Source organism: Gordonia sp. JH63 (assembly GCF_009856645.1).
GTDB classification, from domain to species: domain Bacteria; phylum Actinomycetota; class Actinomycetes; order Mycobacteriales; family Mycobacteriaceae; genus Gordonia; species Gordonia hongkongensis.
The window spans coordinates 4,208,464-4,230,827 of sequence record NZ_CP047235.1; the positions used below are offsets into that span (position 1 = coordinate 4,208,464).

The window sequence follows — 22,364 nt, forward strand, 5'->3', positions numbered from 1 at the left end:
ACTCGATCATGGGGAGGCGTCGTGGTCGCTGCCGCCCTCGCAATCTATTCAGTCGCGGCACTGAGTTGACCACCTCGCGTAGCCGTCCGCAGGTCACACCCCTTTTTGGGCCCGTCACCCCGTACGCCACAATCGCCTCACTGTTTCTCGCACTGACCGCCTGCGCTTACCTATGGGCCCTGGGTATTGTGCTGAACGTCGTGCTTCTTTTTGTCGGTATCGCCCTCACGGCCAATCGCGACAAGGTACGCCAGGTCGGGACCGGAATGACCATCGGTTATCTGGTGTTCGTGGTCGGTTTCGCACTTTTCATCTTCGTGGACTACCTCAAGACAAAAGACCTGTCCGCAGAATCATCCTCTGATGGCACGTCAATCTCGCGGGTCGTAGACGATCGTCGGGCTTCTTCATCGGCCGACACCGTCACCACATCTCGTCCCGAGTCGAATTGAGTCGACGCTTGGATTGTGGTGCTTCCAGCCGAGCTGTCAATGATCGCTCCGACCCCGTGCCGCAGGGGCCCGCCACCCGACATCGTCAACGATTTGAGGGCGAGTACACATCTCCGTGGGCGCACATCAACCACACGAACCCGATCAAGCGATGGCGAATGTGTCCATCAGTGGTGGGTTCACAGAGGTTCGGGGACACTGACACCACCCACTTGACGAGAGGCTCGAAACGATGACCGGTAGGTACCTGCTCCGCACCCTGGGCATCGCACTCGGATGCGCAACCGCGGCAATCCTCTCCCCCACGATCGCGAACGCCGCACCGAACGACGTGACGATCACACCTTCTGTGTCGGGCAACCTAGTCACCGTGACCGTCACGAACCGGTCCACTGCGGTGATCGGGTGCAAGATGTTCGGGCTCCCGGCCGGGTCTGTGGCCGACAGCGACTCGCGACCACCCTTCGGATACGTCAACCCGGTCGACCCGCGCGCACTGATCGCGCCGGGCGGCACGCGCACCGTGGCGCTCGAGGTGTTCACCGACGAGGACCCGAGCGGGTCTACCGTCCTGCCCGACGGCGCCTACGACCTGTACTGGGGATGCACGACGGTGCCGGGGTTCGACGGCGTCGAACAGTGGGGCACGCTGGGCCCGACCGGAAAGCCGTCGACCGCACGAACCACGCGGCTGACACTTCCCGCCGAAGTCGGCACCCTGATCGCACCGACCCCCATGCCGCCAGGGCCGTGCCCCGACGCGAGTTGCCTCCCGCCCGACGTCGCCGACATCGTCGACGACCTGTGGGGCGAGTACACCTCGCCTTAGGAGCCTGCTGAATTAGGGTCCAGCCTGGGTTGAGGTTCCTGCTGCGGGGATGTGTCGGTTCCGGGGTGTGGTCGTGGTGATCGATCTAGGTGGGGCGGCGGTGCCGCGGTTCAGGCGGTGGCCAGTGTCCAGGTGCCGTTGGTGGTAGTCAGTCCGAGGGTGATCAGGCGGCGTAGGTTGATCGCGGCGGCGCGGTGGTGCAGCCAGTTGTTGTTGCGTTCGATTCCACGGTAGGGCACCCGCCGGTTACCGCGGGTGAGCCAGGCAATCGTCCGTTCGACCATGGGTCGATGCTGGCGGTAGGTGTCGGCAATAGTGTTGTCAGAGAAGTGTTGTCGGTGTTCGCGCTGGAGTTGGTGGTGTTCGCCGAAACTGATTTTGCGTCCACGAACCGCGGTGGTGCACCGTGCCCGAAGTGGGCAGTCTTGGCAGGCCGCACCGTAGGTGACGTGGCCTTTCGCGCTGACCGGTCGGGTCAGGTTGTTGGGGCAGGTCAATGTGTTCGCGTCGGCGTCGAAGGTGAAATCGTCGACGACGAAACCACCAGCAACCGCCGGCATGTGTGGCTTGGGTTTGATCACCGCGTTCCATCGTGTCCGCGCCAGCGTGGCCAGCATGTCACCGGAGGCATACGCTGAATCACCCAGCACCTCACGATCGTCGGCGTCGTCGGCGACGGTCGGATCGCTCAGCAACAACCGTGCCCCGACTGCTCCGTCGGAAGTGTCCGGACCAGCGGCTTTGGTCATCTCGATCGCGGTGACTAACCCGGTCTCCGGTTCATTGACGATGTGGCCCTTGAACCCGTCCTGCTGGCGTGCCCGGGTTTTGTGGGCGTGCCGGGTGTCGGTATCGACGGTGGAGATCACCCGGTCCGGGGCGGTCCGGGGCGCGATGCGCCAGCGTCCGTCGGTGCCATCAGAACCTGGTGCCGGTTCCACATCCTGGCCGGTCACCAATGCCAGCAATGCCACCGCCTGCGCCTGGGCCTGGTTACTCGGTTCCTTGTCGATGGCCTCGAGGTCCAGACCGTCGAGCACGGCCAACCCATCTTCGACAAGGGCGCTGATCAGGTCCTGTTGAGCACACTCATCATCCCAGGCGATCCGCGGCTTGCCGGGCCGGTCATAGCCGCCGCCGGTCAACGCGGCCAGACGAGTCGCGTGCTGCTCGACCACCACCGCACCACCGTCGACCTCTCGGGCGACCCGCCGGATCGCCGCGATCACCTGGGTGATGGCGTCCTGGCGGGCCACCGCGTCATCGAAGATCGTCGAATCCAGCGCTCGACGGCTCTTACCCGCGAGCACCCCGGTGGTGGTGATGACCTCGCGTACCACCTCGAAAATGCGGTGCGGCCGGTCGCTGGCTGCCAGTCGCCGACGCCAGTACGTCAGAGTCGACGGATGAAAACCTTTGTTACCCAACACGAATCCACACGCCGCTTTCCACCGCAGATCAAAAGTGACCGCATCAGCGGCTTCGCGATCGGACAAACCCTGCAGCGTTTGCAGCACGATCACCGACGCCATCGTGGCCGGCGGGATCGACGGACGGCCCCGGCCGCTGGGAAACAGGTCCGCGAACATCTCCGCAGGGAACAACTGCTCGCGATGAGCAGCCAAAAACGCGAACACACTGCCCTCGGCCAGCAAATGCCCGACGACCGAGTTCACATCCAGAAACTCACCCTGACGATCCGGCTCACCCTGCATACCCACCAGGATCCCAGCCCACCAGGCAAACCCGCTCACCCCACACCGAAACGACACCGACTATTTCAGCAGTCTCCTAGCCTGAGCGAAGCGGCGAGGCCGTTTCGAGATCCCTTACCCTGTCGCCCAGTGGCTTCGACTCGGCTCCTCGCTCCGCTCGGTGCCGGCTCAACCAGCGCGGGGTGGCCGACCGCGCGGGCACCAGCCTGCCGGCTCAACCAGCGCGGGGTGGCCGACCGCGCGGGCACCTGCCTGCCGGCTCAACCAGCGCGGGGTGGCCGCTGGCGCGGGATCAAGACGACTGGCGGCCACGACGCAACGGTCGTGCCACCGCGTTGGTTCCGAAGACGGGTCGATTGGTGACCGATTGCCCGGCTGGTCCCGCATGTGGTCGGACTCACGTGGCGCCGACGGCCGACTTCCGGTGCTCTGGGAGATAGGGAACCGCTCAATTCGGGCTTCCCCGACGGGACAGACCGCCGATGCCGCCGGGACGCACTCCCCCGTTCGAAAGCCGATCACGACCACAGCCCTATCGACAGGACTGGAGCCGACCGATGACCGTAGCCGAACGCACCGCACCCGAATCCGACTCCCGCAGACAGTCAACCCGAACGGAGCTGCTGGGCCCCTTCCACGACGGGCGGGAAATGATTCTCGCCGCCGTCCTCGCCGCGTTGGCCGGGGCCACCGGCGCGGCGGCGTGGCTGTACTCCTCCGGGTGGTACGTGACCTTCATGACGGGCAACAGCGAGCGACTGGTGCTCGAACACGTCAAGGGGGCCCATCAGCTCGGCTTCACCGCTCTGCTCACCGTGGTGGTGTTCGTTCTCGGCGTGTTCGTGGCCACCCTGGCCAGGATGTACGTCTGGCGCAAGGCCCGGCACGGGGCGACGATGCTGACCGCGGGCTCGACGATCGCCGCGTGGCTGATCGACATCAACCTCGACAACGGCAACCGAGAATTCGGCGCCGGCCCGGTCCTTTGCCTGGCCTTCGGTCTCGGTGCACTCAACACCTCGATCAGCCGCAAGGGCGAGGTCGTCATGCCCCTGTCCTATGTGACCGGCACCCTGGTGAAAATCGGCCAGGGTGCCGGGTTGCACGTATCCGGCGCCAAGCGATGGGGGTGGGTCGCTCACCTGAGCACCTACGCGGGATTCCTCGCCGGTGCAGGATTCGGCGGCCTGCTGTTCAACGCTTTCGACGAACGGAACTCGCTGCTGACCCTGGCCGTGGTCGCGGTGGTCGCGGCGGCGATCACCTGGCGTCTGGATCATCCCAAGTTCTTGCGTGCCGACGTCCGCTGACCAGACTGGCCGGTCGCGTCGCCGGCCGGTCGCGTCGCCTCGGGAGCGTCCCGGGCGGGCCGGTCAGCCGCCCAGCGTCTTGTTCATCCTCCCTACGGCCTCGTCGTACTCGCTGACGAGATCGGCGATGAGGTCGGCGACGGGCGTGATCGCGTTGCAGCGTCCGACGATCTGACCGGCCGGCATGGCTACGACGTCGGGGTTGTCGGCCTGTGAGATCCGTGCGTGCGCCTCGGCGACGAGGAGGTTCTGCAGGGGCATCGGCAACGGTTCGGGCGCGGACTCGGCGTCCCAGGCATCGGTCCAGGCCGTCTTCAGCAGTCGCGCAGGCTTTCCCGAGTAGATGCGGCGGCGCACGGTGTCCCGCGACGTCGCCTTCAGCAGCGCCTGCTGGACGGTCGACGGCTTGTCGGAACCCTCCGGCACGCCGAGCTTGTACTCCGCCGCCGTCAGCCAGTACGTGCCCATCCAGACGCCCTGCGCACCGAGCGCGATCGCCGCGGCGATCTGGCGGCCACTGCCCACGCCACCGGCCGCGAGGACCGGCGCGGTGTCGCCGACGGCGTCGACGAGATCCGGCCACAGGATCATCGAGGTGACCTCACCGGTGTGCCCGCCGCCCTCGTACCCCTGGGCGATGACGATGTCGACGCCCGCCTCGACGTGGTGCAGCGCATGCTCTTTCGCGCCCGCGAGGGCGGCGACCTGCACGCCGTTGTCGTGCGCGGTCTGGATGACGTCGGCCGGCGGCGAGCCGAGCGCGTTGGCGATCAGCTTGATCTGCCCGTACTTTCGACGATGCTCCATCGCGACGTCGACGTGCGAGCGTGCGACCGAGTGCAGCCAGCCGAGAACACCTGCGTTCACCCGGTCGCCGCCCGGCAGCGGGGGCACACCCAGATCGTCGAGCGTGCGTTCGACGAACGCCCGGTGCTCCGGCGGGATCATCGAGTCGAGGTCGACCTTGGAACCCTCCGTGGGGATCTTGGCGGGCATCACGACGTCGACGCCGAACGGCTTGCCGTCGGTGTTCTCGTGCATCCACTCCAGGACCTCGTCGAGCTCCTCGGCCTCGTTGAAGCGGACACAGCCCAGCACACCGAGGCCACCGGCGCGGCTGATCGCCGCCGCCACGTCCTGGCTGGGGGTGAATCCGAAAATCGGGTACTCGATGCCGAACTTCTCGGCCAGTTCAGTACGCATGATGTCAGCTCGCTTCCGGCGCTTACAGCGCCTCGTCGGCGGGACGCTCGGCCGTGACCGACGCTCCCCAGCGGTAGTCGGGTTTGCCTGCGGGAGAACGCTTGATCTCGTCGACGAACCACACGCTGCGCGGACACTTGTAGCCCGCCAACTCTTTTCGGACAACGTCGTTGAGACTCGTGAGCGACGGACGCGCACCGTCCCGAGTGGCGATGACCGCTGCGACGCGCTGACCCCACCGGTCGTCGGCCACACCCACCACGACGGTGTCGAACACGTCCGGGTGGGCCTTGAGCGCCCCCTCCACCTCCTCGGGGAAGACCTTCTCGCCGCCGGTGTTGATCGACACCGACCCACGGCCGAGCATGGTGATCGTGCCGTCGGCCTCGAGGACGGCGTTGTCGCCGGGCAGCGAGTAGCGCACGCCGTCGAAGACCTTGAACGTCTTCGCCGACTTCTCCGGGTCGTTGTGGTAGCGCAGCGGTATGTGGCCTGATCGCGCCAGCACACCGACCTCGCCGCTGCCCGGCTCGACCGGCGTACCGTCCTCCCGCAGGACGTGGGTCTCCTTGTCCGCCTTCACCCGCGGACCGCCGGTGTGCGGTGTGTCCTTCGCGACGACGCCCATCCCGCCGAAGCCGGTCTCCGACGATCCGATCGCGTCGATGATGACCGAATTCGGGAACCGGTCGAGGAACTGTTCCTTGACGCTCGGTGAGAACAGGCAGGCCGACGACGCGATCGACAGCACGCTCGACAGGTCACGGTCCCCACCGCTCTCCAGCGCCTCGATCATGGGGCGCCCCATCGCATCTCCGGTGATGAACACGACGTTGACCTTGTGTCGTTCGACGATGTCCCACGCCGACGATCCGCTGAACTCGGGGTACACCACCGCTTTTCCGCCGGCGAAGAGGGACTGGAAGATCGCCCACTGCGAGCCGCCGTGGATGAACGGCGGAATCGGGTACCGGACGAGCTGCCCGCCCTCGGCACCGGTCTTGGCGAGATGCCACTCGTCGGGTACGGGTTCGCTGGTGTACCAGTCGATTCCACCACCGAGGACGCGCCACACGTCTTCCTGCCGCCACACCACGCCCTTCGGCTTCCCGGTGGTGCCGCCGGTGTAGAGCATGTACAGGTCGTCGTCGCTGCGTTCCTCGAAGTCGCGTTCGGTCGACGACGCCGCGATCGCCTCCTCGAAACGGATCGCATCGCTGTGGCCCGCGCAGCACAGGTCCTCGTCCGACCCGTCCTCGATGACGACGCGGTACTCGAGATCGGGCGCTTTCGGCAACGTGTTGCACACGCGACCGGCGAAGCTCCGCTCGTGGATCAGCACCTTCATCCCGGAGTCGGTGAAGATGTGTTCCAACTCGGCTTCGACGTAGCGGTAGTTGACGTTGACCATCACCGCGCGCGCCTTGAAGATGGCGACCATCGCCTCGACCGACTCGATGGTGTTCCTGCTGTACAGACCCACTCGATCGCCCGGTTGTACGCCCAGTTCCCGGAGTTTGTGGGCGAGGGCGTTGGCACGCGCCTCCAGGTCGGCGTAGGAGCGCAAGCGGTCGCCCGACTCGAGCGCGACGCGCTCGGGAACCAGGTCGACGGCATGCTCGATGAGGTCGGCGATCGTGTAGGCCATGGGTTCAAAATTAGAACGTGTTATCGTTCTGGGCAAGCGGCAAAACGCGCCCGCCGCCATCACCTGATCACCACCCGAGCACAGCGACACCGGAGTGCAGCGATGACCACAGCAACCCCCGCCGAGTCCGTCACCGAGAAGGCACCCGAGTGCCTCGTCGAGAAGCGCGGGCACATCCTTATTGTGACGATGAACCGCCCGGAGGCGCGCAACGCGTTGTCGACGGAGATGATGCGGATCATGACCGAGGCGTGGGACCAGGTCGATGCCGATCCCGACGTCCGGGTGGCCATCCTCACCGGCGCCGGCGGGTACTTCTGCGCGGGTGCCGACCTGAAGAGCATGAACAAGAACGCTCCCGGCGACACCGTCGACTCCGGTGCGTGGAATCCGGCCTCGTTGCCGGCCCTGCTGAAGGGACGCCGTCTCACCAAGCCGCTCATCGCCGCAGTCGAGGGACCCGCCATCGCCGGCGGTACCGAGATCCTGCAGGGCACCGACATCCGGGTCGCCGGCGAGAGCGCGAAGTTCGGTGTCTCCGAGGCCCGTTGGGGCCTGTACCCGATGGGTGGCAGCGCGGTTCGCCTCGTCCGGCAGATCCCGTACACCGTGGCGTGCGACATCCTGCTGACCGGCCGCCACGTCACCGCGCGCGAGGCGCTCGAATACGGACTGATCGGCCATGTCGTCGACGACGGGACCGCTCTCGACAAGGCACTCGAACTCGCCGGGAAAATCGCGGCCAACGGTCCGCTCGCGGTGCAGGGCATCCTCAAGACCATCCGCGACACCGAGGGCCTACACGAACTCGACGCCTTCGAGATCGATGCGAAGATCGGCATCTCGGTCTTCAAGTCGAAGGATGCGAAGGTCGGACCCCGCGCGTTCGCCGAGAAGCGCACGCCGGAATTCACCGGGGAGTAGCAGCACCCGACAGTTCAGCCGCGCAGCGACTTCCGCGACGCCCCCGGTCAGCGGACGGCGTCCGACGTATCCCCCGACGACCTGCGTGGGCGCAGCACGATCTCGTCGAGACGCCGACGATGATGCTCTTCGATGGTCATGCCCGCCTGGATCTCGTCGACGAGGGCTGCAGCGACGTCGCGGATCTTCACGTTCTCCTGCTGTGAGCGCCACCGGAGCACATCGAACGCCCGGTCGGCGTTGACTCCGTAGACCAGCATGAGCATGCCCTTAGCCTGCTCGATCACGCCGCTGCTGTCGCGGAAGGCTCGTACCTGGTCGTCGACCCGCCGTTGCACCACGGCCATCTCGGCGTCGGTCAGGTCGAGGTAGAAGCCCTCGGTGCCGATGGCGCGCCCCGCGGCGTCGGTGATGGAATGCGCGATGACCGCAACCGGGCGGACCCGCCCGGACGTGTCGACGATGCGGTGCCGACTCGAGAACGGCGCGTGATTGGTGAGCATCTCGGCCAGCACGGCGTCGAAGTGGGCTCGATCGTCGGGGTGCTTGTGGCGGCGCATGAGTTCGGTGGTCGGTTCGACCTCCTCTGGCGCATAACCGTGCAGGGCGGCGACCTCATCGGACCATTCCCACTTCTCGCCCTCGTAGAAGAAGCGGAAGTCGCCGATACGTTGCATGCCCGCCGGCATTCGGTCGGGCACTTTGTTCTCTCGCCCCGTCGGCAGGCCGCCCCGTTCGTGGTCGGCGTCCCCGCAACGAGGACCGTGCTGACTTGGCTGCACGCGAGAAATTCTATGGTTCGATGTCGGGTCACGGCCGGAGTTCGCCGGTTACGGCTGTCGCCGGAGACGGTCGCACGCGGCGGATGACCGATACCGTGTCCCCTCCGGCACACACCGACACCGGGTGCGTCGTCACACCAACGTCGCGAGTTCCCGGATCGTCTCGGTGTCGCGGGCGGTGACCATGAGCATGGTGACGCCGGCCGCCTCCCACTCCTTGATCTGAGAGCGCACCTCGTCGGCCGTGCCGACGAGCATCGTCTCGCGGACCATCTCGTCGGGCACCGCGGCGATCGCCTCGGCCTTCTTGCCGCTGAGGAACAGGCTCACGATCTCGTCGACGGCGTCGGCGTAACCCATCCGCTTGTACAGCTCGGCATGGAAGTTCTTCTCCTTGGCGCCCATTCCGCCGACGTAGAGCGCCGTCGACGGCCGGTAGCGATCGATGGCCGCGGACACATCGTCGGTGATGACGACCTGAACCGTCGCGGCCACCTCGAAGTCGTCCCGGGAACGACGCGCACCCGGCCGCGCGAAACCCTCGTCGAGCCACGCGTTGTACTGGTCGGCGAGACCGAGACTGAAGAAGATGGCCAGCCAGCCGTCGGCGATCTCTGCGGTCTGCGCGACGTTCTTCGGGCCCTCGGCACCCAGCCAGATCGGGACGTCGGCGCGAAGCGGATGAGTGATCGGCTTGAGTGGTTTTCCGAGTCCGGTCGCCCCGGGTGCGTCGCCCGGGTACGGCAGCGGATAGTGCGGACCCGCGCTGGTCACCTTGTCCTCTCGGGCCAGCACGTCCCGCACGACGCGCACGTATTCGCGGGTGCGTGCCAACGGTTTTGCGAACGGTTCGCCGTACCAGCCCTCCACCACCTGCGGACCCGACACCCCGAGTCCGACGATGTGCCGGCCGCCGGAGAGATGGTCGAGGGTCAGCGCGTGCATGGCGAGGGAGGTCGGCGGCCGCGCCGACAGCTGGGCCACCGCCGTGCCCAGACGGATGCGCGAGGTCGCCGCGCCCCACCAGGCGAGCGGCGTGTACGCGTCGGAGCCCCACGACTCGGCGGTGAAGACCGCGTCGAACCCGCATTCCTCCGCGGTGGCGATCAACTCCGGCGCTTCGCGAATCGGATCGGCACCCCAGTACCCCAGTTGCAGACCGAACTTCACAACCACTCCCCTTCTCGCCGGGCCGCGCCTCCCACGGCCTGACATGCATCTTGTGCCCAATACTAGAACGTGTTCTACTCGAGATGTGAGCATGAGCGTAACGTCTCCGGCCGCCCCGAATCCCGTCGCCGAGGTGCCCGAGCCGAAGTCCCCCATCCTGACCGCTCCCCTGACCAACTCCTTCGACTACACACGGTCGCTGGGCCCGGTCCTGAGCCAGTTCGCGCTCGCGTTGCGCGATGGCCGGATCATCGGGTCCAAGGGCAGCGACGGCAAGGTGTCGGTTCCCCCGGTCGAGTTCGACCCCGTCACCGGCACCCAGTCCGCCGAGTTCGTCGAGGTGTCGACCGTCGGCACGGTGACCACGTGGACGTGGAACCCCGAGCCAGTGCCGGGCCAACCGTTGGACACGCCGTTCGCGTGGGCGCTGATCCGTCTCGACGGCGCGGACACCACACTGCTGCACGCGGTTTCGACCGACTCGCCCGACGACCTGTCGACCGGCCTGCGGGTCCACGCCGTCTTCGGCGCCGCGCGCATCGGCCGGATCGACGACATCGCGTACTTCGCCCCCGGCGAGAAACCCGCCACCGCTCCGGCCAACACCGCCGACGCCCCCCAGGGCGCGGAGGCGGGGCTGCTCGTCATCCCCACCCCGGTCAGCACCGCGATCACGCACTCGGCCAACGAGGAAGAGTCCGTGTACCTCGAAGGACTGAAGGCGGGCAAGCTGATCGGCACCCGCATCGGTTCGGGAGTCGATGCCGGGCGCGTGTACTTCCCGCCCCGCGGCGTCAGCCCCGCCGACGGTTCACCCGCATCCGAGCGCGTCGAGCTGGCCCACACCGGCATCGTCACCACGTTCTGCATCGTCAACGTGCCCTTCCAGGGACAGCGGATCAAGCCGCCCTACGTGGCGGCCTACGTGCTCCTCGACGGGGCGAACATCCCGTTCCTGCACCTGATCCTGGACTGCGAGGCCTCTGAGGTCCGGATGGGCATGCGCGTCAAGGCCGTCTGGCTCCCCGAGGACGAATGGGAGTACTCGATCGGCAACATCAGCCACTTCGCGCCCACCGGAGAGCCCGACGCCGAGTACGAGACCTATAAGGACCACCTCTGATGACACTGCCACCGATCGCGATCATCGGCTTCGCGCACAGCCCGAACATCGCCGGCTCCCACGGCACCACCAACGGCGTCGAGATGCTGATCCCCTGCTTCGACAAGCTCTACGCCGAACTCGGCATCGCCCGCACCGACATCGAGTTCTGGTGCAGCGGTTCCTCCGATTACCTTGCCGGACGGGCATTCTCGTTCATCTCCGCGATCGACTCGATCGGTGCGATGCCGCCGATCAACGAGTCCCACGTCGAGATGGACGGCGCCTGGGCGCTGTACGAGGCGTGGGTGAAGATCGCGACGGGCGAGGTCGATCTCGCCCTCGCCTACGGATTCGGCAAGGCCACCGCGGGCAACGCCGACCAGACGCTCACCCTGCAGACCGATCCGTACACCGTCGCCCCGCTGCATCCGGATGCCCGGTCGCTCGGCGCCCTGCAGGCTCGCGCCGGCCTCGACGCGGGTGTGTGGACCGAGGCCGACATGGCCGCGGTCGGTGCGCGGACCTTCGGCGGTTCCGTCGACGAGCTGCTCGGTCGTGAGTACGTCGCGAACCCGCTGCGACAGCACGACATCGCGCCGTACACCGATGCCGCCGCAGCGGTCGTCATCGCCAGCGAGCGCAAGGCCCGCGAGCTGGTGGCCAACCCCGCGTTCGTCACCGGGTGGGATCACCGCATCGACACACCCAACTTCGGGGCGCGCGATCTCACCGTCTCACCGTCGACGAAGCTGGCCGGCGACACCGCCTTCGGCGACCGCAGCCGCGCGGTCGACGTCGCCGAGATCAACGCGTCGTACACGCACCAGGAGATCATCGTCCGCAACGCGCTCGGACTCCCCGACTCGGTGCGGATCAATCCGTCCGGCGGTTCGCTGGCCGGCAACTCGCTGTTCTCCGCGGGTCTCCAGCGGATCGGGTACGCGGCCAACGAGATCCTCGGCGGCAACGCCGGCACCGCGGTCGCCCACGCCTCGAGCGGCCCGCTGCTGCAACAGAACATGGTGGTCACCCTGAGTGCCCAGAACAACGAGGGGGCCTGAGAACTGATGGGACACAACAATCGTGCCGCGGTGCTGGGCACCGGGCAGACACGGTACGTCGCGAAGCGGTCCGACGTCACGATGGCGGGCATGGTCCGCGAGGCCATCGACGCCGCGCTGATCGACTCCAAGGTCTCGCTCGACGACATCGACGCGATCGTCATCGGCAAGGCCCCGGACCTCTTCGAGGGGTCGATGATGCCGGAGCTCGCGATGGCCGAGGCCATCGGCGCGGTCGGCAAACGCCTCATCCGCGTACACACCGCGGGTTCGGTCGGCGGTTCGACGGCCAATGTGGCCGCGTCGCTGGTCTTCGCGGGCGTGCACAAGCGGGTCCTGGCCGTCGCCTGGGAGAAGCAGTCCGAGTCCAACGCGATGTGGGCCCTGTCGATCCCGGTGCCGTTCACCAAGCCGGTGGGCGCCGGCGCGGGTGGCTTCTTCGCCCCGCACGTCCGCGCCTACATCCGGCAGTCCGGCGCGCCCGAGCACATCGGGGCGATGGTCGCCGCCAAGGATCGCCGTAACGGCGCGCTGAATCCGCTTGCGCACCTGCACCAACCGGATCAGACGGTCGAGAAGGTCATGAGCTCGCAGATGCTCTGGGACCCGATCCGTTACGACGAGACCTGCCCGTCGTCGGACGGGGCCTGCGCGGTCGTCATCGGCAGCGAGGACGTCGCCGATGCCGCGATCGCCGCAGGCGATCCGGTGGCGTGGATCCATGCCACCGCGATGCGCACCGAGCCGCTGTCCTACGCGCACCGCAACGTCGTCAGCCCGCAGGCCGGTCGCGACGCCGCGGCCGCGTTGTGGAAGGCCGGCGGCATCAGCAACCCGCTGGAGGAGATCGACGCCGCCGAGATCTACGTGCCCTTCTCCTGGTTCGAGCCGATGTGGCTGGAGAACCTGGGATTCGTGGCCGAGGGCGAGGGGTGGAAGCTCACCGAATCCGGCGACACCGAGATCGGCGGGCGCATCCCGCTCAACGCGTCCGGCGGTGTGTTGTCGTCGAACCCGATCGGGGCGTCGGGCATGATCCGGTTCGCCGAGGCCGCCATCCAGGTCATGGGCAAAGCCGGAGACCACCAGGTCCCGGACGCCCGGAAGGCACTGGGCCACGCCTATGGCGGTGGCTCGCAGTACTTCTCGATGTGGCTCGTCGGCGCCGACAAGCCCCTGCACTGAGCGGAACTTCGTGGCATTCATGCGCCATATGTGCGCATGAATGCTACGAAGTGCGTTCGGGGACAGCGCAGGCGAGGCCGTCGGCCATTCCCGTGGGTCGCACACCCAGCGACTGGTTGAGACGCGCCCGCTGATTCTCCCAGGCCACGGTCATCGCGAGTTCGACGATCTGGGTCTCCGACAGGTGTTCGGCCAACCGGCGGCGCAGGTCCGCGAGATCGTCGCCGACAGCCGGCGTACGGGTCATCGCCTCGGCGTAGCCGATGACGAGTTTCTCCAGATCGGTGTAGGCCGTCGACTCCTGGTAGCGCGGCAGATCGCGGAGTTGCTGCTCGGTGATTCCGGCGCCCGACGCCAGCGCGGAGCCGATGTCGAGGCAGAACTCGCAACTGACCATGCCGGCGGCCTTGAGTTCGGCCAGTTCTTTGAGTTTCGGATCCATCCGGTTGGACAGCAGCATCGCGCTCTCCATCCCGGCGATCCCGCCCGCCACCAGCGGCCGACGAACGAGGTGGCCGACGAGTTCGGTGCGATGACGCCGGGCCCGCCGCATCGCGCGTACATAATTCCGGATTCGATGCAGTGCTCTCATACCCGTCCTTCCCGATCCGGCCGAAAACTGTAACGCCGCCCCAGCGCATATGTGACCAGCAGCACCAGGGCAGCCACACCGACCGCACCGTGGGCGACCGCACCCCAGGCGAAGACGCCGATCTCGTGGAGACCGCGTCCGCCCATCACCAGTCCGAGCGGCACGCCCGCGATGACGGCGACGGGTAGCCACTGGCGACGCGTCGAGGCGACCGCGATCGCCGCGCCGACGGCGATGAACGCCAATCCGCCGTCGACCATCGCGTGTTGTTTGAACGGCTCGCCGAGCGACGCCGAGATCCACTCGCCGGCAATCATGTTCCCGACGCCATGGATGATCAGGATCGCGCCGAGCGCGGCCGCGGCCACCTGCGCCGCCGACCACCGTCTTCTCCGACGACCGGCAGGCGCAGGATGCAGTATCCGGTCGACCGAAACGTAGGTCGACGCGGGCGGGTCGGGCCGCAAGCCACCGGCGAGCAACTCGAGTTCCGGGTCCGGAGCATTCGGGACGTCGCGCCCGTCGAGAACTGCCGATATCGCGTCATCGAGTCGTTCGGCCGCAGCGATGTCCACGGGGTCGAACTGTTCACTCGGATCGTGAGGCGTCACCTCGGCATCACCTCCCTCAACTTCGCCACCCCGCGATAGACGAGCATCCGTGCGGCCGTCGCCGAGATCCCCATCGCCGCGCCGATCTCGTCGGAGGTGAGTTCGGTGGCGAATCGCAGGGTCACGGCTTCCCGCTCGCGCGCCGTCAGAACCCACAACCGGCTGCGCACGTCGTCGGCCGCGGCGGCCCGCAGCATCGCGGTCTCGGGATCGCCGTCGTAAACGGACACCCCGGCGTCGCCGAGGTCGACCTCGGCGACCGGCACCTCGCGGGATCGCCGGGCCCACCAGTCCGCGACGACATGCCGCGCGATCCCGATCAGCCAGGCGCCGACGCTGTCGCGCCGGTCGTCGAACCGGTCCCACGAGCGCATCGCCTTCACGAAGACCTCCGCGGTCACGTCGTCGGCGTCGGCGGCCCCGGGCACACGGGTCCGCACGTAGCGCCAGACCCCCGCAACGTGTTCGCGGTACACCGCGTCGAACTGATCAACCGCGCCGGACTCCGAGTCGCTCCCCCTCCGTCGACGACGCCGTGGGGGCGTCGGTGAACCTGTCACCCCATCTTCGGGCCCGGCCGACGCGCTGTAACGACGGATGGGAGAACCCGGCCCACAAACGACCGCGGGCGGGACAGGGTGAGCACCCTGTCCCGCCCGTGGCGGCTCGTGTTGCGACTATCCGGCCTTGCGCACCGAGTTGATCGTCTTCTCGACTTCCCAGAAGGCGCGCAGTGCCGACAGCTTGCCGTCGGCGTCGGCGCGATAGGTGAACACCCCGCGCGCCTCGGAGACATGGCCGGCGATGTGGGTGACGATGCTGCCGATGTAGGCTACCTCGTTCCCGCAGATGATCTCCTCGTCGAAGCGGAACTCGATGCTCTCGGTCGTCCCGATCGATTTGTCCCAGAACTCCGAGATCTGCTCGTGCCCGCGGAATCCGACGCCGTCCGGGTCGAACATCGACGGGCCGACCGGGTCCTCGACCGTGGCGTCTGCCGCGAAGTTGTCGATCCAGGCCTGTTTGTCCCTGGATTCCACGAACTCACGCGAACGACGCCCCGCCACGACTGCGGGATGGTTCTCCCGGTCGATGCCGAGGTAGGCCGGTGTCTGCTCTGCTGCGGTCACTTGGTGCCGTAGTCGACGCGGAGTTCCTTGACGCCGTTGATCCAGCCGTGGCGCAGACGGCGCGGTGCGTCGAGTTTGGTGATGTCGGGCACCATGTCGGCGAGCGCGTTGAACATCAGGTTGATCTCCATCCGCGCGAGGTTCGCACCGACGCAGAAGTGCGCACCGTTGCCGCCGAACCCGACGTGCGGGTTGGGATCGCGCATGATGTTGAACGAGAACGGATCGTCGAAAACGTCCTCGTCGTAGTTCGCCGAACCGTAGAACATGCCGACGCGCTCACCCTTGGCGATGTCGACGCCGCCGATCTGCGTGTCGCGCTTGGCCGTCCGCTGGAAGCAGTTGACCGGGGTCGCCCACCGCACGATCTCGTCGACCGCGGTCGCCGGGCGCTCCTTCTTGAACAGTTCCCACTGATCGGGGTTGTCCAGGAAGGCATTCATCCCGTGGCTGATGGCGTTGCGGGTGGTCTCGTTGCCGGCGACGGTCAGCAGGATGAAGAAGAACCCGAACTCGGTCTCGTCGAGCGACTGCCCGTCGATGTCGGCGTTCACCAGCGTGGTGACGATGTCCTCGCCGGGATTCTTACGCTTCTCCTCGGCCATCGTGTAGCCGTAGCCGAGGATCTCGGCGTTGGCCTGCTGCGGATCCGTCGTGTAATCCGGGTCGTCGGCGTTCATCATCGAGTTCGACCAGTCGAACAGCTTCTCCCGATCCACCTCCGGCACGCCGAGGAGGTCGGCGATGGCCAGCAGCGGCAGGTCGACGGCCACGTCTTTGACGAAGTCACCGCTGCCCTTCTCCGCGGCCTTGGCGACGATGTCGCGGGCGGCGTCGTCGAGCTTCTCCTCGAGTGAATGCACGGCGCGCGGCGTGAACAACTTGGAGACCAGCTTGCGCAGGCGGGTGTGCTCCGGCGGATCGTGGTTGATCAGCAACGCCTTGGTGATCTCGATCTGATCGGCGGTCATGTCGTCTTCGAAACGCATGATGACGCCGTTGGCGTTGGTTTCCCAGTCCTCGTTGTTCTTGGAGATCTCGCGGACATGGGCGTGCTTGGAGATCACCCAGTACCCGCCGTCGTGGAAACCACCGCCCTTGCCGGGCGCCTGGGCATTCCACCAGACCGGCGCGGTCTTGCGCAGTTGCGCGAACTCCTTCACGGGGATTCCCTGCTCGAGCAGATCGGGGTTGGTGAAGTCCCACCCCTCCTGCTCCATGAACGGGCACTTCGCGACTACGTCGGAAGGGCTCGTGCGCGCAGAATCCGCCGGGGTCGGCTCGCTGCCGATCGGGGCGCTCTGGGCCTGGGTCACGTCACACCACCTCGCTGTGAGATTTAGAACCTGTTTCAATCACATTGAAGCACACTGTGACGCATACGACACTCTCAGACGAGAACTTGTTCTAGTTTTGTTCCCGACCCGGTATCCCGACCTGCGATCTTCCCTCACAGATTCATTCGCGTTCGTCGCCGTGCAGCGTCGACGCATGGCGTCGAACACCCGTCGAGTGGGCTGCCCTGCCCGCATCATCCACCCCAGCGTAGATGCAAACATAGAACGTGTTCTAGCGTGATCACAGCGGCCTCGACGGACCGTCGGGCCTCATCCGTGGACATCCGGGTTCACCGGTACGAACGAAGGAGTGGCGATGGGCGTTCCCGTCATCGTAGAAGCGGCGCGCACGCCGATCGGCAAGCGCAACGGTTGGCTCTCGGGCCTGCACGCCGAGGAGTTGCTCGGCATCACCCAACGCGGCCTCCTCGAGAAAGCGGGCCTCGACCCCGCCCTCGTCGAGCAGGCGATCGGCGGCTGCGTGACCCAGGCAGGCGCCCAGGCCGGCAACATCACGCGCAAGGCCTGGCTGTCCGCGGGTCTGCCGGAGGCGACCGGAGCCACCACCATCGACGCGCAGTGCGGTTCGGCGCAGCAGGCCAACCATCTGATCGCCGGGCTCATCGCCTCCGACGCGATCGACATCGGCGTCGCCTGCGGAGTGGAGACGATGTCGGTCGTTCCGCTCGGCGCGAACGTCGGCACCAATGCCGGTCCGTATCACGCGGATTCGTGGGACGTCGACATGCCGAACCAGTTCGAGGCCGCCGAACGGATCGCCAAACGCCGCGGTATCACGCGCGCCGACATCGACGCGCTCGGCGAGCGCAGTCAACGCAACGCCCGTAAGGCATGGGACGAGGGTCGATTCGACCGCGAGGTCCTGAGCCTCAAGGCGCCCGAGCGCACCAAAGAAGGCGAACTGACCGGGAACATCCTCGACGTCAGCCGTGACCAGGGTCTGCGCGACACCACGCTCGAATCCCTGTCCGCGCTCAAACCCGTTCTCGAGGGCGGTATCCACACCGCTGGAACGTCGTCACAGATCTCCGACGGCGCGGCCGCCGTGCTCATCATGGACGAGTCCCGGGCACGCGAGCTGGGCCTGACACCGCGCGCACGCATCAAGGCGCAGGCGCTCGTCGGCGCGGAGCCGTCCTTCCACCTCGACGGTCCGGTCCAGGCGACCGAGCGCGTCCTGGCCAAGTCGGGAATGTCGTTGTCCGACATCGACATCGTCGAGATCAACGAGGCGTTCGCGTCCGTGGTACTCAGCTGGGCCCAGGTCCACGGCGCCGACCTGGACAAGGTCAACGTGAACGGCGGTGCCATCGCCCTGGGACACCCCGTGGGCAGCACCGGCTCTCGCCTGATCACCACCGCGCTGCACGAACTGGAGCGTCGGGACGGTCAGACCGCGCTGGTCACGATGTGCGCCGGCGGCGCCATGGCCACCGGCACCATCATCGAGCGCATCTGATGCCCGCACTCGACCCGAACAACAAGCCCGCGCAACTGGATTCGCCGATCGTCAGCAAGATCATCAAACTGGGGTCGAAGGCGAACACCGCGCTGTACAAGGCCACCGGTGGTCGTGTCGGGGGCACCTGGCGGGTCGGTGCGGGTCTGCGCAAGCCCGCGCCGGTGTGCTTGCTGACCACCATCGGGCGCAAGTCGGGACAGCCGCGCACCGCGCCGCTTATCTACCTGCGGCGCGGGGACTCCTTCGTCGTGGTCGCCTCCCAGGGCGGCTCGGCGAAGAACCCCGCCTGGTACCTCAATCTCCGGGACAACCCGCAGGTCACCATCCAGATCGGCAAGGAGAAGCACGACCTCGTGGCGCGCACCGCCACCGATGCCGAGCGCGCCGAGCTCTGGCCCGATCTCGTCGACACCTACGCCGACTACGACACCTACGCCGCCTGGACGGAACGAACGATCCCGGTGGTCATCTGCGAGCCGGCCCGCTGATCGCTCAACACCTTCTGCTCTCCCGAGGTGCAACATCCTCCGCTCCCTGAGGTGCGAGGAGCGCAAGATCCTCCGCTCCCTGAGGTGCGAGGAGCGCAAGATCCTCCGCTCCCTGAGGTGTGAGGAGCGATAGCGACGAGCCACGAAGGGCGGCAGGGCATCTCACCAGACCCTTCGTGGCTCGCTTCGCTCGCACCTCAGGGAGCAGGGGGCCGTCACGCTCGCACCCTCGGTCGCAGACCCTTCGTGACGCGCCCTCCGCAAGCTCCGGACGCTCCTCAGGGAGCAGGAAGACGCGCCCTCCGCAAGCTCCGGACGCTCCTCAGGGAGAAGGGGGCTCAGGGAACCATGGGGTTCGCTTCTTTCGGATCACGAAGCCGGGGACCAGCCCGCGGGGTCCCGGCCGGTCCAGTTGGCCAGTCGCTCAGTGGGTCCGGCGCCGGGCCGGGGTTCGACGACGACGCCGAACGGCACGTTGGGGTCGGCGCGGATCTCGGCCGGGATGAACTGCTGCGCGACCGCGAGCGTCGCCTCGGCCGTCGCGGGATCTGCTTCCGCGGGTTGCCCGGTGGCAACGGCGAGGTCCCAGCCGTGCACGAGGGTCTCGCTGACATAGCCCCAGAGCGCGCCCGCGCCGGGTACCTCACCCCACGGCACCTGGACCATGCGGGTCAGCGACGCATCATCGGACCATCCCTCCAGGGCGGCCTCGACCAGTGCGGAGTAGGTGGCAGCGTCGTGCTGCTCGGCGATCGTCCGCATCGTTCGGACGTCGAGTCCGTCGGCGAGTGCCCGGGCACGCTCGGCGGTCGCCACGACGTGCGCCGAGAGTGTCCGGACGTCGAAGTCCTCGCAGGGAGTGGGCGCATCCAGCTGATCGTCGGCGATCCCGGTCAGCAGTGCGGTGACCCAACCAGTTGCCACTCGGAATGCGGGACGGGGGTCGACGGGTGCGGCTGGGGCGGGAACGGCCTCTGGTGTGGTTGCGGTCATGATGACGTCCTCTCCTGGTGGTTGGTCGGTCTGCCACCAGTGAATCCGCGATACACGACATCTTCTGTCATGTATTCGGGAGAGAATCATGATCGTGCGCGCCGAACGTCTCATCGCCCTGCTGATGGTGCTGAAGAAGCACGAGCGGGTGACCGCCGCCGTATTGGCCGCCGAGCTCGGGGTCTCCGAACGAACCGTGCTCCGCGACATCGACGCGCTGTCGCTGTCCGGCGTGCCGGTCTACGCCGAGCGCGGCCGACACGGCGGCTTCGCGTTGTTACCGGGGTATCGCACCGATCTCACCGGACTGACCGTCGACGAGGCCACGTCGTTGCTCGCCGGTACCGGACGGGTCGACTCCCCCGCGTTCACCAGCGCCATGCGCAAGGTGACCGCCGCCCTGCCCGAGGCGCATCGGAGTCATGCCGTGCGCGCCGCGCAGCGGATTCTGGTCCGTCCGGAGGGTTTCGTCAGAACCCCGGAGATCCTCGACGGCCTCCAGGCCGTACAACTCGCCGTGTTCGAGGGCCGACGGATCCGTGTGAGTTACCGCAGCCGGGGTGCGCACACCCCGCGCGAGCACGTCCTCGACCCGATCGGACTCATCGTGGCGGGCGAGACCTGGTACCTCGTCGCCACCTCGTCGCGCGGCAGCACGTCGCACGACGGCGCCGGCTCGGCGGAACGCATGTACCGCGTCTCCCGGATGAGCGACGTGGACGTCCTCGACGAACCGGCGCACCGGTCCGAGGACGTCGACCTCGGCGAGATCTGGGAGCGGCATCGTGACGCGTTCCGACGCTCCTTCGAACCCGTCGACGTGGTGATCGACTGCTCGGTCGACGATGCCGAGCAGATCGAGTCGATCGCCGCCGCAACATATCTCGACCGGCCACCAGAAGGACGATGCCGGCTCGGACTCCGGTTCGCCGACCGTCGCCACGCCACGCGCGCGTTATGGGCGTCGATGTTCGACCACGACTTCGTGGTCTGCGAGCCGGAATGGCTCCGAACCACGCTCGTAGCCCGCGCCCGCGTTGTCGGCGGCGACTAGGCGAGCACATCGGGCCGCCTGCACCGAACGAATGAATCCCCTGGCGAGGTCCCCCCGCCTGTGGTCTGATTCTCGAATGTTCGGGGTTCTCACTCCATGTCGGCACGCACTCGACGACGACCTGATGGACCAGTGGCGCTCCCACCTGTGCGGGGTCTGTCTGTCGCTACGCGACAACCACGGCCAGTCGAGCAGGTTGACGGTCAACACCGATGCGGTGATGGTCTCGATCCTCACCGCGGCCCAGTCGGCGGCGGAGTGCGCCTCCACCGAGGCCGGTCGGTGTCCCCTACGCGGAATGCGCACGGCGACAGTCGTGTCCGCCGACGAACCGGGTGTCCGCCTCGCCGCGACCGCCTCCCTCACCCTCGCCGCAGCGAAGGCGGCCGACGTCGGCAACGAGCAGCGACACGCGCTGGCGCCCCGTCGGCCGGTACGCGCGAAGCTCGCCGACTATGCCGGGAGCCACCTGCGCCGGAATGCCGCGGCCGACACCGAGGTCGCCCGACGTCTCGATGTGGACGGCATGATGACGACGCTCTCGCGTCAAGCCGAGATCGAGTCGACGAGCGTCGTCCTCGACGACCTCACCCAGGCGTCGGCAGTGGCTGCGGCACAGGTCTTCTCCGCGTCGGCGATACTCGCCGACGCACCCCGCAACGAGGCCGCGCTCTCCGACATCGGTGCCGATTTCGGCCGGATAGCGCACCTCTTGGACGCGGTCGACGACTATGACTCCGACGCCGAGCAGGGACGGTACAACCCACTCCGGTCCACCGGAACGTCGCCGGAGACCGCGCTCGAGCAGTGCCGGCGACTCGCCTCCGCGATCCGGGCCCGCTACGCCGACCTCGAACTCGTCGACGACCGACTCCTACGGGTGGTGTTGCTCGACGGACTGCGCCACGCGATCCACAAGCGCATGCACCCGCACGCGGAGGCCCCTTCGGTGGTCGCCGACTCGCGCACCCAGTGGCCGCCGCACCGGCCGTTCGGCTATCCGACCGAGTGGCCGTACCCGCCACCCTTCAAACCGAATCGATCGTTCCACGAACGGATTCTGCCGTTCATCGGTGTCTCGTGCTTCGGCAAGGCCTGCTGCGTCGACCACTGGAATCACTTCACCGACAAGTACAAGGACGCGGTCTGCGACGACTGCGACTGCTGCGATTGTTGCGACTGCTGCGACCTGTGACCCGCCCGGGCGGGCGGGTCGGTTGAGGCGCGAGCAATGCGCTCCCCCTGTGCTCCCTGAGCTGAGGTGCGAGCGAAGCGTCAACGCTCCTCGCACC

The 22,364-nt window shown here is 67.2% G+C and carries 22 protein-coding genes; 11 read left to right on the forward strand and 11 right to left on the reverse strand.

Going from position 1 to position 22,364, the window contains the following annotated elements:
- Nucleotides 1-65: 65 nt before the first annotated feature.
- On the forward strand, nucleotides 66-452 hold the full coding sequence (locus tag GR168_RS18625; protein ID WP_159371403.1) for a hypothetical protein: 387 nt from the start codon (nucleotides 66-68) through the stop codon (nucleotides 450-452).
- 232 nt (nucleotides 453-684) lie between these two features.
- On the forward strand, nucleotides 685-1,281 hold the full coding sequence (locus GR168_RS18630; protein ID WP_159371404.1) for a hypothetical protein: 597 nt from the start codon (nucleotides 685-687) through the stop codon (nucleotides 1,279-1,281).
- 110 nt (nucleotides 1,282-1,391) lie between these two features.
- Here the strand turns inward: GR168_RS18630 and GR168_RS18635 are convergent, their stop codons facing one another.
- Nucleotides 1,392-2,996, reverse strand: a complete 1,605-nt coding sequence (locus tag GR168_RS18635) for an IS1182 family transposase (RefSeq protein WP_159371972.1) — start codon at nucleotides 2,994-2,996, stop codon at nucleotides 1,392-1,394.
- A 557-nt stretch (nucleotides 2,997-3,553) separates the two neighbouring features.
- Here GR168_RS18635 and GR168_RS18640 point away from each other — a divergent pair.
- Nucleotides 3,554-4,306, forward strand: coding sequence for a DUF1275 family protein (locus GR168_RS18640; RefSeq protein WP_137810441.1), 753 nt, complete (start codon nucleotides 3,554-3,556; stop codon nucleotides 4,304-4,306).
- A 63-nt stretch (nucleotides 4,307-4,369) separates the two neighbouring features.
- Here the strand turns inward: GR168_RS18640 and GR168_RS18645 are convergent, their stop codons facing one another.
- Nucleotides 4,370-5,509: a nitronate monooxygenase family protein gene (locus tag GR168_RS18645; RefSeq protein WP_159371405.1), complete on the reverse strand. Its 1,140-nt coding sequence runs from the start codon at nucleotides 5,507-5,509 to the stop codon at nucleotides 4,370-4,372.
- A 22-nt stretch (nucleotides 5,510-5,531) separates the two neighbouring features.
- Nucleotides 5,532-7,157: an acyl-CoA synthetase gene (locus GR168_RS18650; protein WP_159371406.1), complete on the reverse strand. Its 1,626-nt coding sequence runs from the start codon at nucleotides 7,155-7,157 to the stop codon at nucleotides 5,532-5,534.
- A gap of 102 nt (nucleotides 7,158-7,259) precedes the next feature.
- Between GR168_RS18650 and GR168_RS18655 the strand changes: the two genes are divergently transcribed.
- Nucleotides 7,260-8,081, forward strand: a complete 822-nt coding sequence (locus GR168_RS18655) for a crotonase/enoyl-CoA hydratase family protein (RefSeq protein ID WP_159371407.1) — start codon at nucleotides 7,260-7,262, stop codon at nucleotides 8,079-8,081.
- Nucleotides 8,082-8,128: 47 nt separating this feature from the next.
- Here the strand turns inward: GR168_RS18655 and GR168_RS18660 are convergent, their stop codons facing one another.
- Nucleotides 8,129-8,758 (reverse strand): PAS and ANTAR domain-containing protein, encoded by a 630-nt coding sequence (locus GR168_RS18660; protein ID WP_238994937.1) that lies wholly within the window; start codon nucleotides 8,756-8,758, stop codon nucleotides 8,129-8,131.
- 237 nt (nucleotides 8,759-8,995) lie between these two features.
- Nucleotides 8,996-10,033 (reverse strand): LLM class F420-dependent oxidoreductase, encoded by a 1,038-nt coding sequence (locus GR168_RS18665; RefSeq protein WP_159371408.1) that lies wholly within the window; start codon nucleotides 10,031-10,033, stop codon nucleotides 8,996-8,998.
- A gap of 91 nt (nucleotides 10,034-10,124) precedes the next feature.
- On the opposite strand from GR168_RS18665, the gene GR168_RS18670 reads away from it, so the two are divergent.
- From GR168_RS18670 to GR168_RS18680, 3 genes are read left to right on the forward strand one after another with little or no spacing between them, the layout of a single operon-like run.
- Complete coding sequence (locus GR168_RS18670) at nucleotides 10,125-11,156, forward strand: OB-fold nucleic acid binding domain-containing protein (protein ID WP_058253577.1); 1,032 nt, start codon at nucleotides 10,125-10,127, stop codon at nucleotides 11,154-11,156.
- Nucleotides 11,156-12,199 (forward strand): thiolase domain-containing protein, encoded by a 1,044-nt coding sequence (locus GR168_RS18675; protein ID WP_058253562.1) that lies wholly within the window; start codon nucleotides 11,156-11,158, stop codon nucleotides 12,197-12,199. The genes GR168_RS18670 and GR168_RS18675 overlap by 1 nt, the downstream gene beginning before the upstream one ends.
- A gap of 6 nt (nucleotides 12,200-12,205) precedes the next feature.
- Nucleotides 12,206-13,384, forward strand: a complete 1,179-nt coding sequence (locus GR168_RS18680; RefSeq protein ID WP_058253563.1) for a thiolase domain-containing protein — start codon at nucleotides 12,206-12,208, stop codon at nucleotides 13,382-13,384.
- Between the two features lie 43 nt (nucleotides 13,385-13,427).
- Here the strand turns inward: GR168_RS18680 and GR168_RS18685 are convergent, their stop codons facing one another.
- The 5 genes from GR168_RS18685 to GR168_RS18705 form a co-directional block, all read right to left on the reverse strand.
- Nucleotides 13,428-13,976 (reverse strand): carboxymuconolactone decarboxylase family protein, encoded by a 549-nt coding sequence (locus GR168_RS18685; RefSeq protein ID WP_159371409.1) that lies wholly within the window; start codon nucleotides 13,974-13,976, stop codon nucleotides 13,428-13,430.
- Nucleotides 13,973-14,551, reverse strand: coding sequence for a hypothetical protein (locus GR168_RS18690; RefSeq protein ID WP_238994938.1), 579 nt, complete (start codon nucleotides 14,549-14,551; stop codon nucleotides 13,973-13,975). The genes GR168_RS18685 and GR168_RS18690 overlap by 4 nt, the downstream gene beginning before the upstream one ends.
- Nucleotides 14,552-14,583: 32 nt before the next feature.
- On the reverse strand, nucleotides 14,584-15,063 hold the full coding sequence (locus GR168_RS18695) for an RNA polymerase sigma factor (RefSeq protein ID WP_058253566.1): 480 nt from the start codon (nucleotides 15,061-15,063) through the stop codon (nucleotides 14,584-14,586).
- Between the two features lie 201 nt (nucleotides 15,064-15,264).
- Entirely contained in the window at nucleotides 15,265-15,717 is a 453-nt protein-coding gene (locus tag GR168_RS18700) for a nuclear transport factor 2 family protein (RefSeq protein WP_065629762.1), read from the reverse strand.
- Complete coding sequence (locus GR168_RS18705; RefSeq protein WP_058253568.1) at nucleotides 15,714-17,033, reverse strand: cytochrome P450; 1,320 nt, start codon at nucleotides 17,031-17,033, stop codon at nucleotides 15,714-15,716. The genes GR168_RS18700 and GR168_RS18705 overlap by 4 nt, the downstream gene beginning before the upstream one ends.
- Before the next feature lie 337 nt (nucleotides 17,034-17,370).
- On the opposite strand from GR168_RS18705, the gene GR168_RS18710 reads away from it, so the two are divergent.
- Both GR168_RS18710 and GR168_RS18715 read left to right on the forward strand, forming a co-directional pair.
- Nucleotides 17,371-18,534, forward strand: coding sequence for a steroid 3-ketoacyl-CoA thiolase (locus GR168_RS18710; protein ID WP_078113652.1), 1,164 nt, complete (start codon nucleotides 17,371-17,373; stop codon nucleotides 18,532-18,534).
- On the forward strand, nucleotides 18,534-19,025 hold the full coding sequence (locus tag GR168_RS18715) for a nitroreductase family deazaflavin-dependent oxidoreductase (protein ID WP_058253570.1): 492 nt from the start codon (nucleotides 18,534-18,536) through the stop codon (nucleotides 19,023-19,025). The genes GR168_RS18710 and GR168_RS18715 overlap by 1 nt, the downstream gene beginning before the upstream one ends.
- A gap of 369 nt (nucleotides 19,026-19,394) precedes the next feature.
- Here GR168_RS18715 and GR168_RS18720 read toward each other — a convergent pair whose 3' ends face one another.
- Nucleotides 19,395-20,018 (reverse strand): TIGR03086 family metal-binding protein, encoded by a 624-nt coding sequence (locus tag GR168_RS18720; protein ID WP_159371411.1) that lies wholly within the window; start codon nucleotides 20,016-20,018, stop codon nucleotides 19,395-19,397.
- Between the two features lie 94 nt (nucleotides 20,019-20,112).
- Between GR168_RS18720 and GR168_RS18725 the strand changes: the two genes are divergently transcribed.
- Together GR168_RS18725 and GR168_RS18730 are read left to right on the forward strand one after the other, a co-directional pair.
- Nucleotides 20,113-21,072 carry a WYL domain-containing protein gene (locus GR168_RS18725; protein ID WP_058253578.1) on the forward strand — a complete coding sequence of 320 codons (960 nt, stop codon included), beginning with the start codon at nucleotides 20,113-20,115 and terminating at the stop codon, nucleotides 21,070-21,072.
- A gap of 76 nt (nucleotides 21,073-21,148) precedes the next feature.
- A complete protein-coding gene (locus GR168_RS18730) occupies nucleotides 21,149-22,267 on the forward strand; it encodes a DUF5685 family protein (RefSeq protein WP_159371412.1) in 1,119 nt (372 codons plus the stop codon).
- Nucleotides 22,268-22,364: the final 97 nt, after the last annotated feature.

What these genes read in the sequence shown, in the direction of transcription:
- GR168_RS18630 (WP_159371404.1), top strand. Translation starts at nt 685, where the DNA reads ATGACCGGTAGGTACCTGCTCCGCACCCTGGGCATCGCACTCGGATGC.
- GR168_RS18635 (WP_159371972.1), bottom strand. Translation starts at nt 2,996, where the DNA reads ATGCAGGGTGAGCCGGATCGTCAGGGTGAGTTTCTGGATGTGAACTCG.
- GR168_RS18640 (WP_137810441.1), top strand. Translation starts at nt 3,554, where the DNA reads ATGACCGTAGCCGAACGCACCGCACCCGAATCCGACTCCCGCAGACAG.
- GR168_RS18645 (WP_159371405.1), bottom strand. Translation starts at nt 5,509, where the DNA reads ATGCGTACTGAACTGGCCGAGAAGTTCGGCATCGAGTACCCGATTTTC.
- GR168_RS18650 (WP_159371406.1), bottom strand. Translation starts at nt 7,157, where the DNA reads ATGGCCTACACGATCGCCGACCTCATCGAGCATGCCGTCGACCTGGTT.
- GR168_RS18655 (WP_159371407.1), top strand. Translation starts at nt 7,260, where the DNA reads ATGACCACAGCAACCCCCGCCGAGTCCGTCACCGAGAAGGCACCCGAG.
- GR168_RS18660 (WP_238994937.1), bottom strand. Translation starts at nt 8,758, where the DNA reads ATGCAACGTATCGGCGACTTCCGCTTCTTCTACGAGGGCGAGAAGTGG.
- GR168_RS18670 (WP_058253577.1), top strand. Translation starts at nt 10,125, where the DNA reads ATGAGCGTAACGTCTCCGGCCGCCCCGAATCCCGTCGCCGAGGTGCCC.
- GR168_RS18675 (WP_058253562.1), top strand. Translation starts at nt 11,156, where the DNA reads ATGACACTGCCACCGATCGCGATCATCGGCTTCGCGCACAGCCCGAAC.
- GR168_RS18680 (WP_058253563.1), top strand. Translation starts at nt 12,206, where the DNA reads ATGGGACACAACAATCGTGCCGCGGTGCTGGGCACCGGGCAGACACGG.
- GR168_RS18685 (WP_159371409.1), bottom strand. Translation starts at nt 13,976, where the DNA reads ATGAGAGCACTGCATCGAATCCGGAATTATGTACGCGCGATGCGGCGG.
- GR168_RS18710 (WP_078113652.1), top strand. Translation starts at nt 17,371, where the DNA reads ATGGGCGTTCCCGTCATCGTAGAAGCGGCGCGCACGCCGATCGGCAAG.
- GR168_RS18715 (WP_058253570.1), top strand. Translation starts at nt 18,534, where the DNA reads ATGCCCGCACTCGACCCGAACAACAAGCCCGCGCAACTGGATTCGCCG.
- GR168_RS18720 (WP_159371411.1), bottom strand. Translation starts at nt 20,018, where the DNA reads ATGACCGCAACCACACCAGAGGCCGTTCCCGCCCCAGCCGCACCCGTC.
- GR168_RS18730 (WP_159371412.1), top strand. Translation starts at nt 21,149, where the DNA reads ATGTTCGGGGTTCTCACTCCATGTCGGCACGCACTCGACGACGACCTG.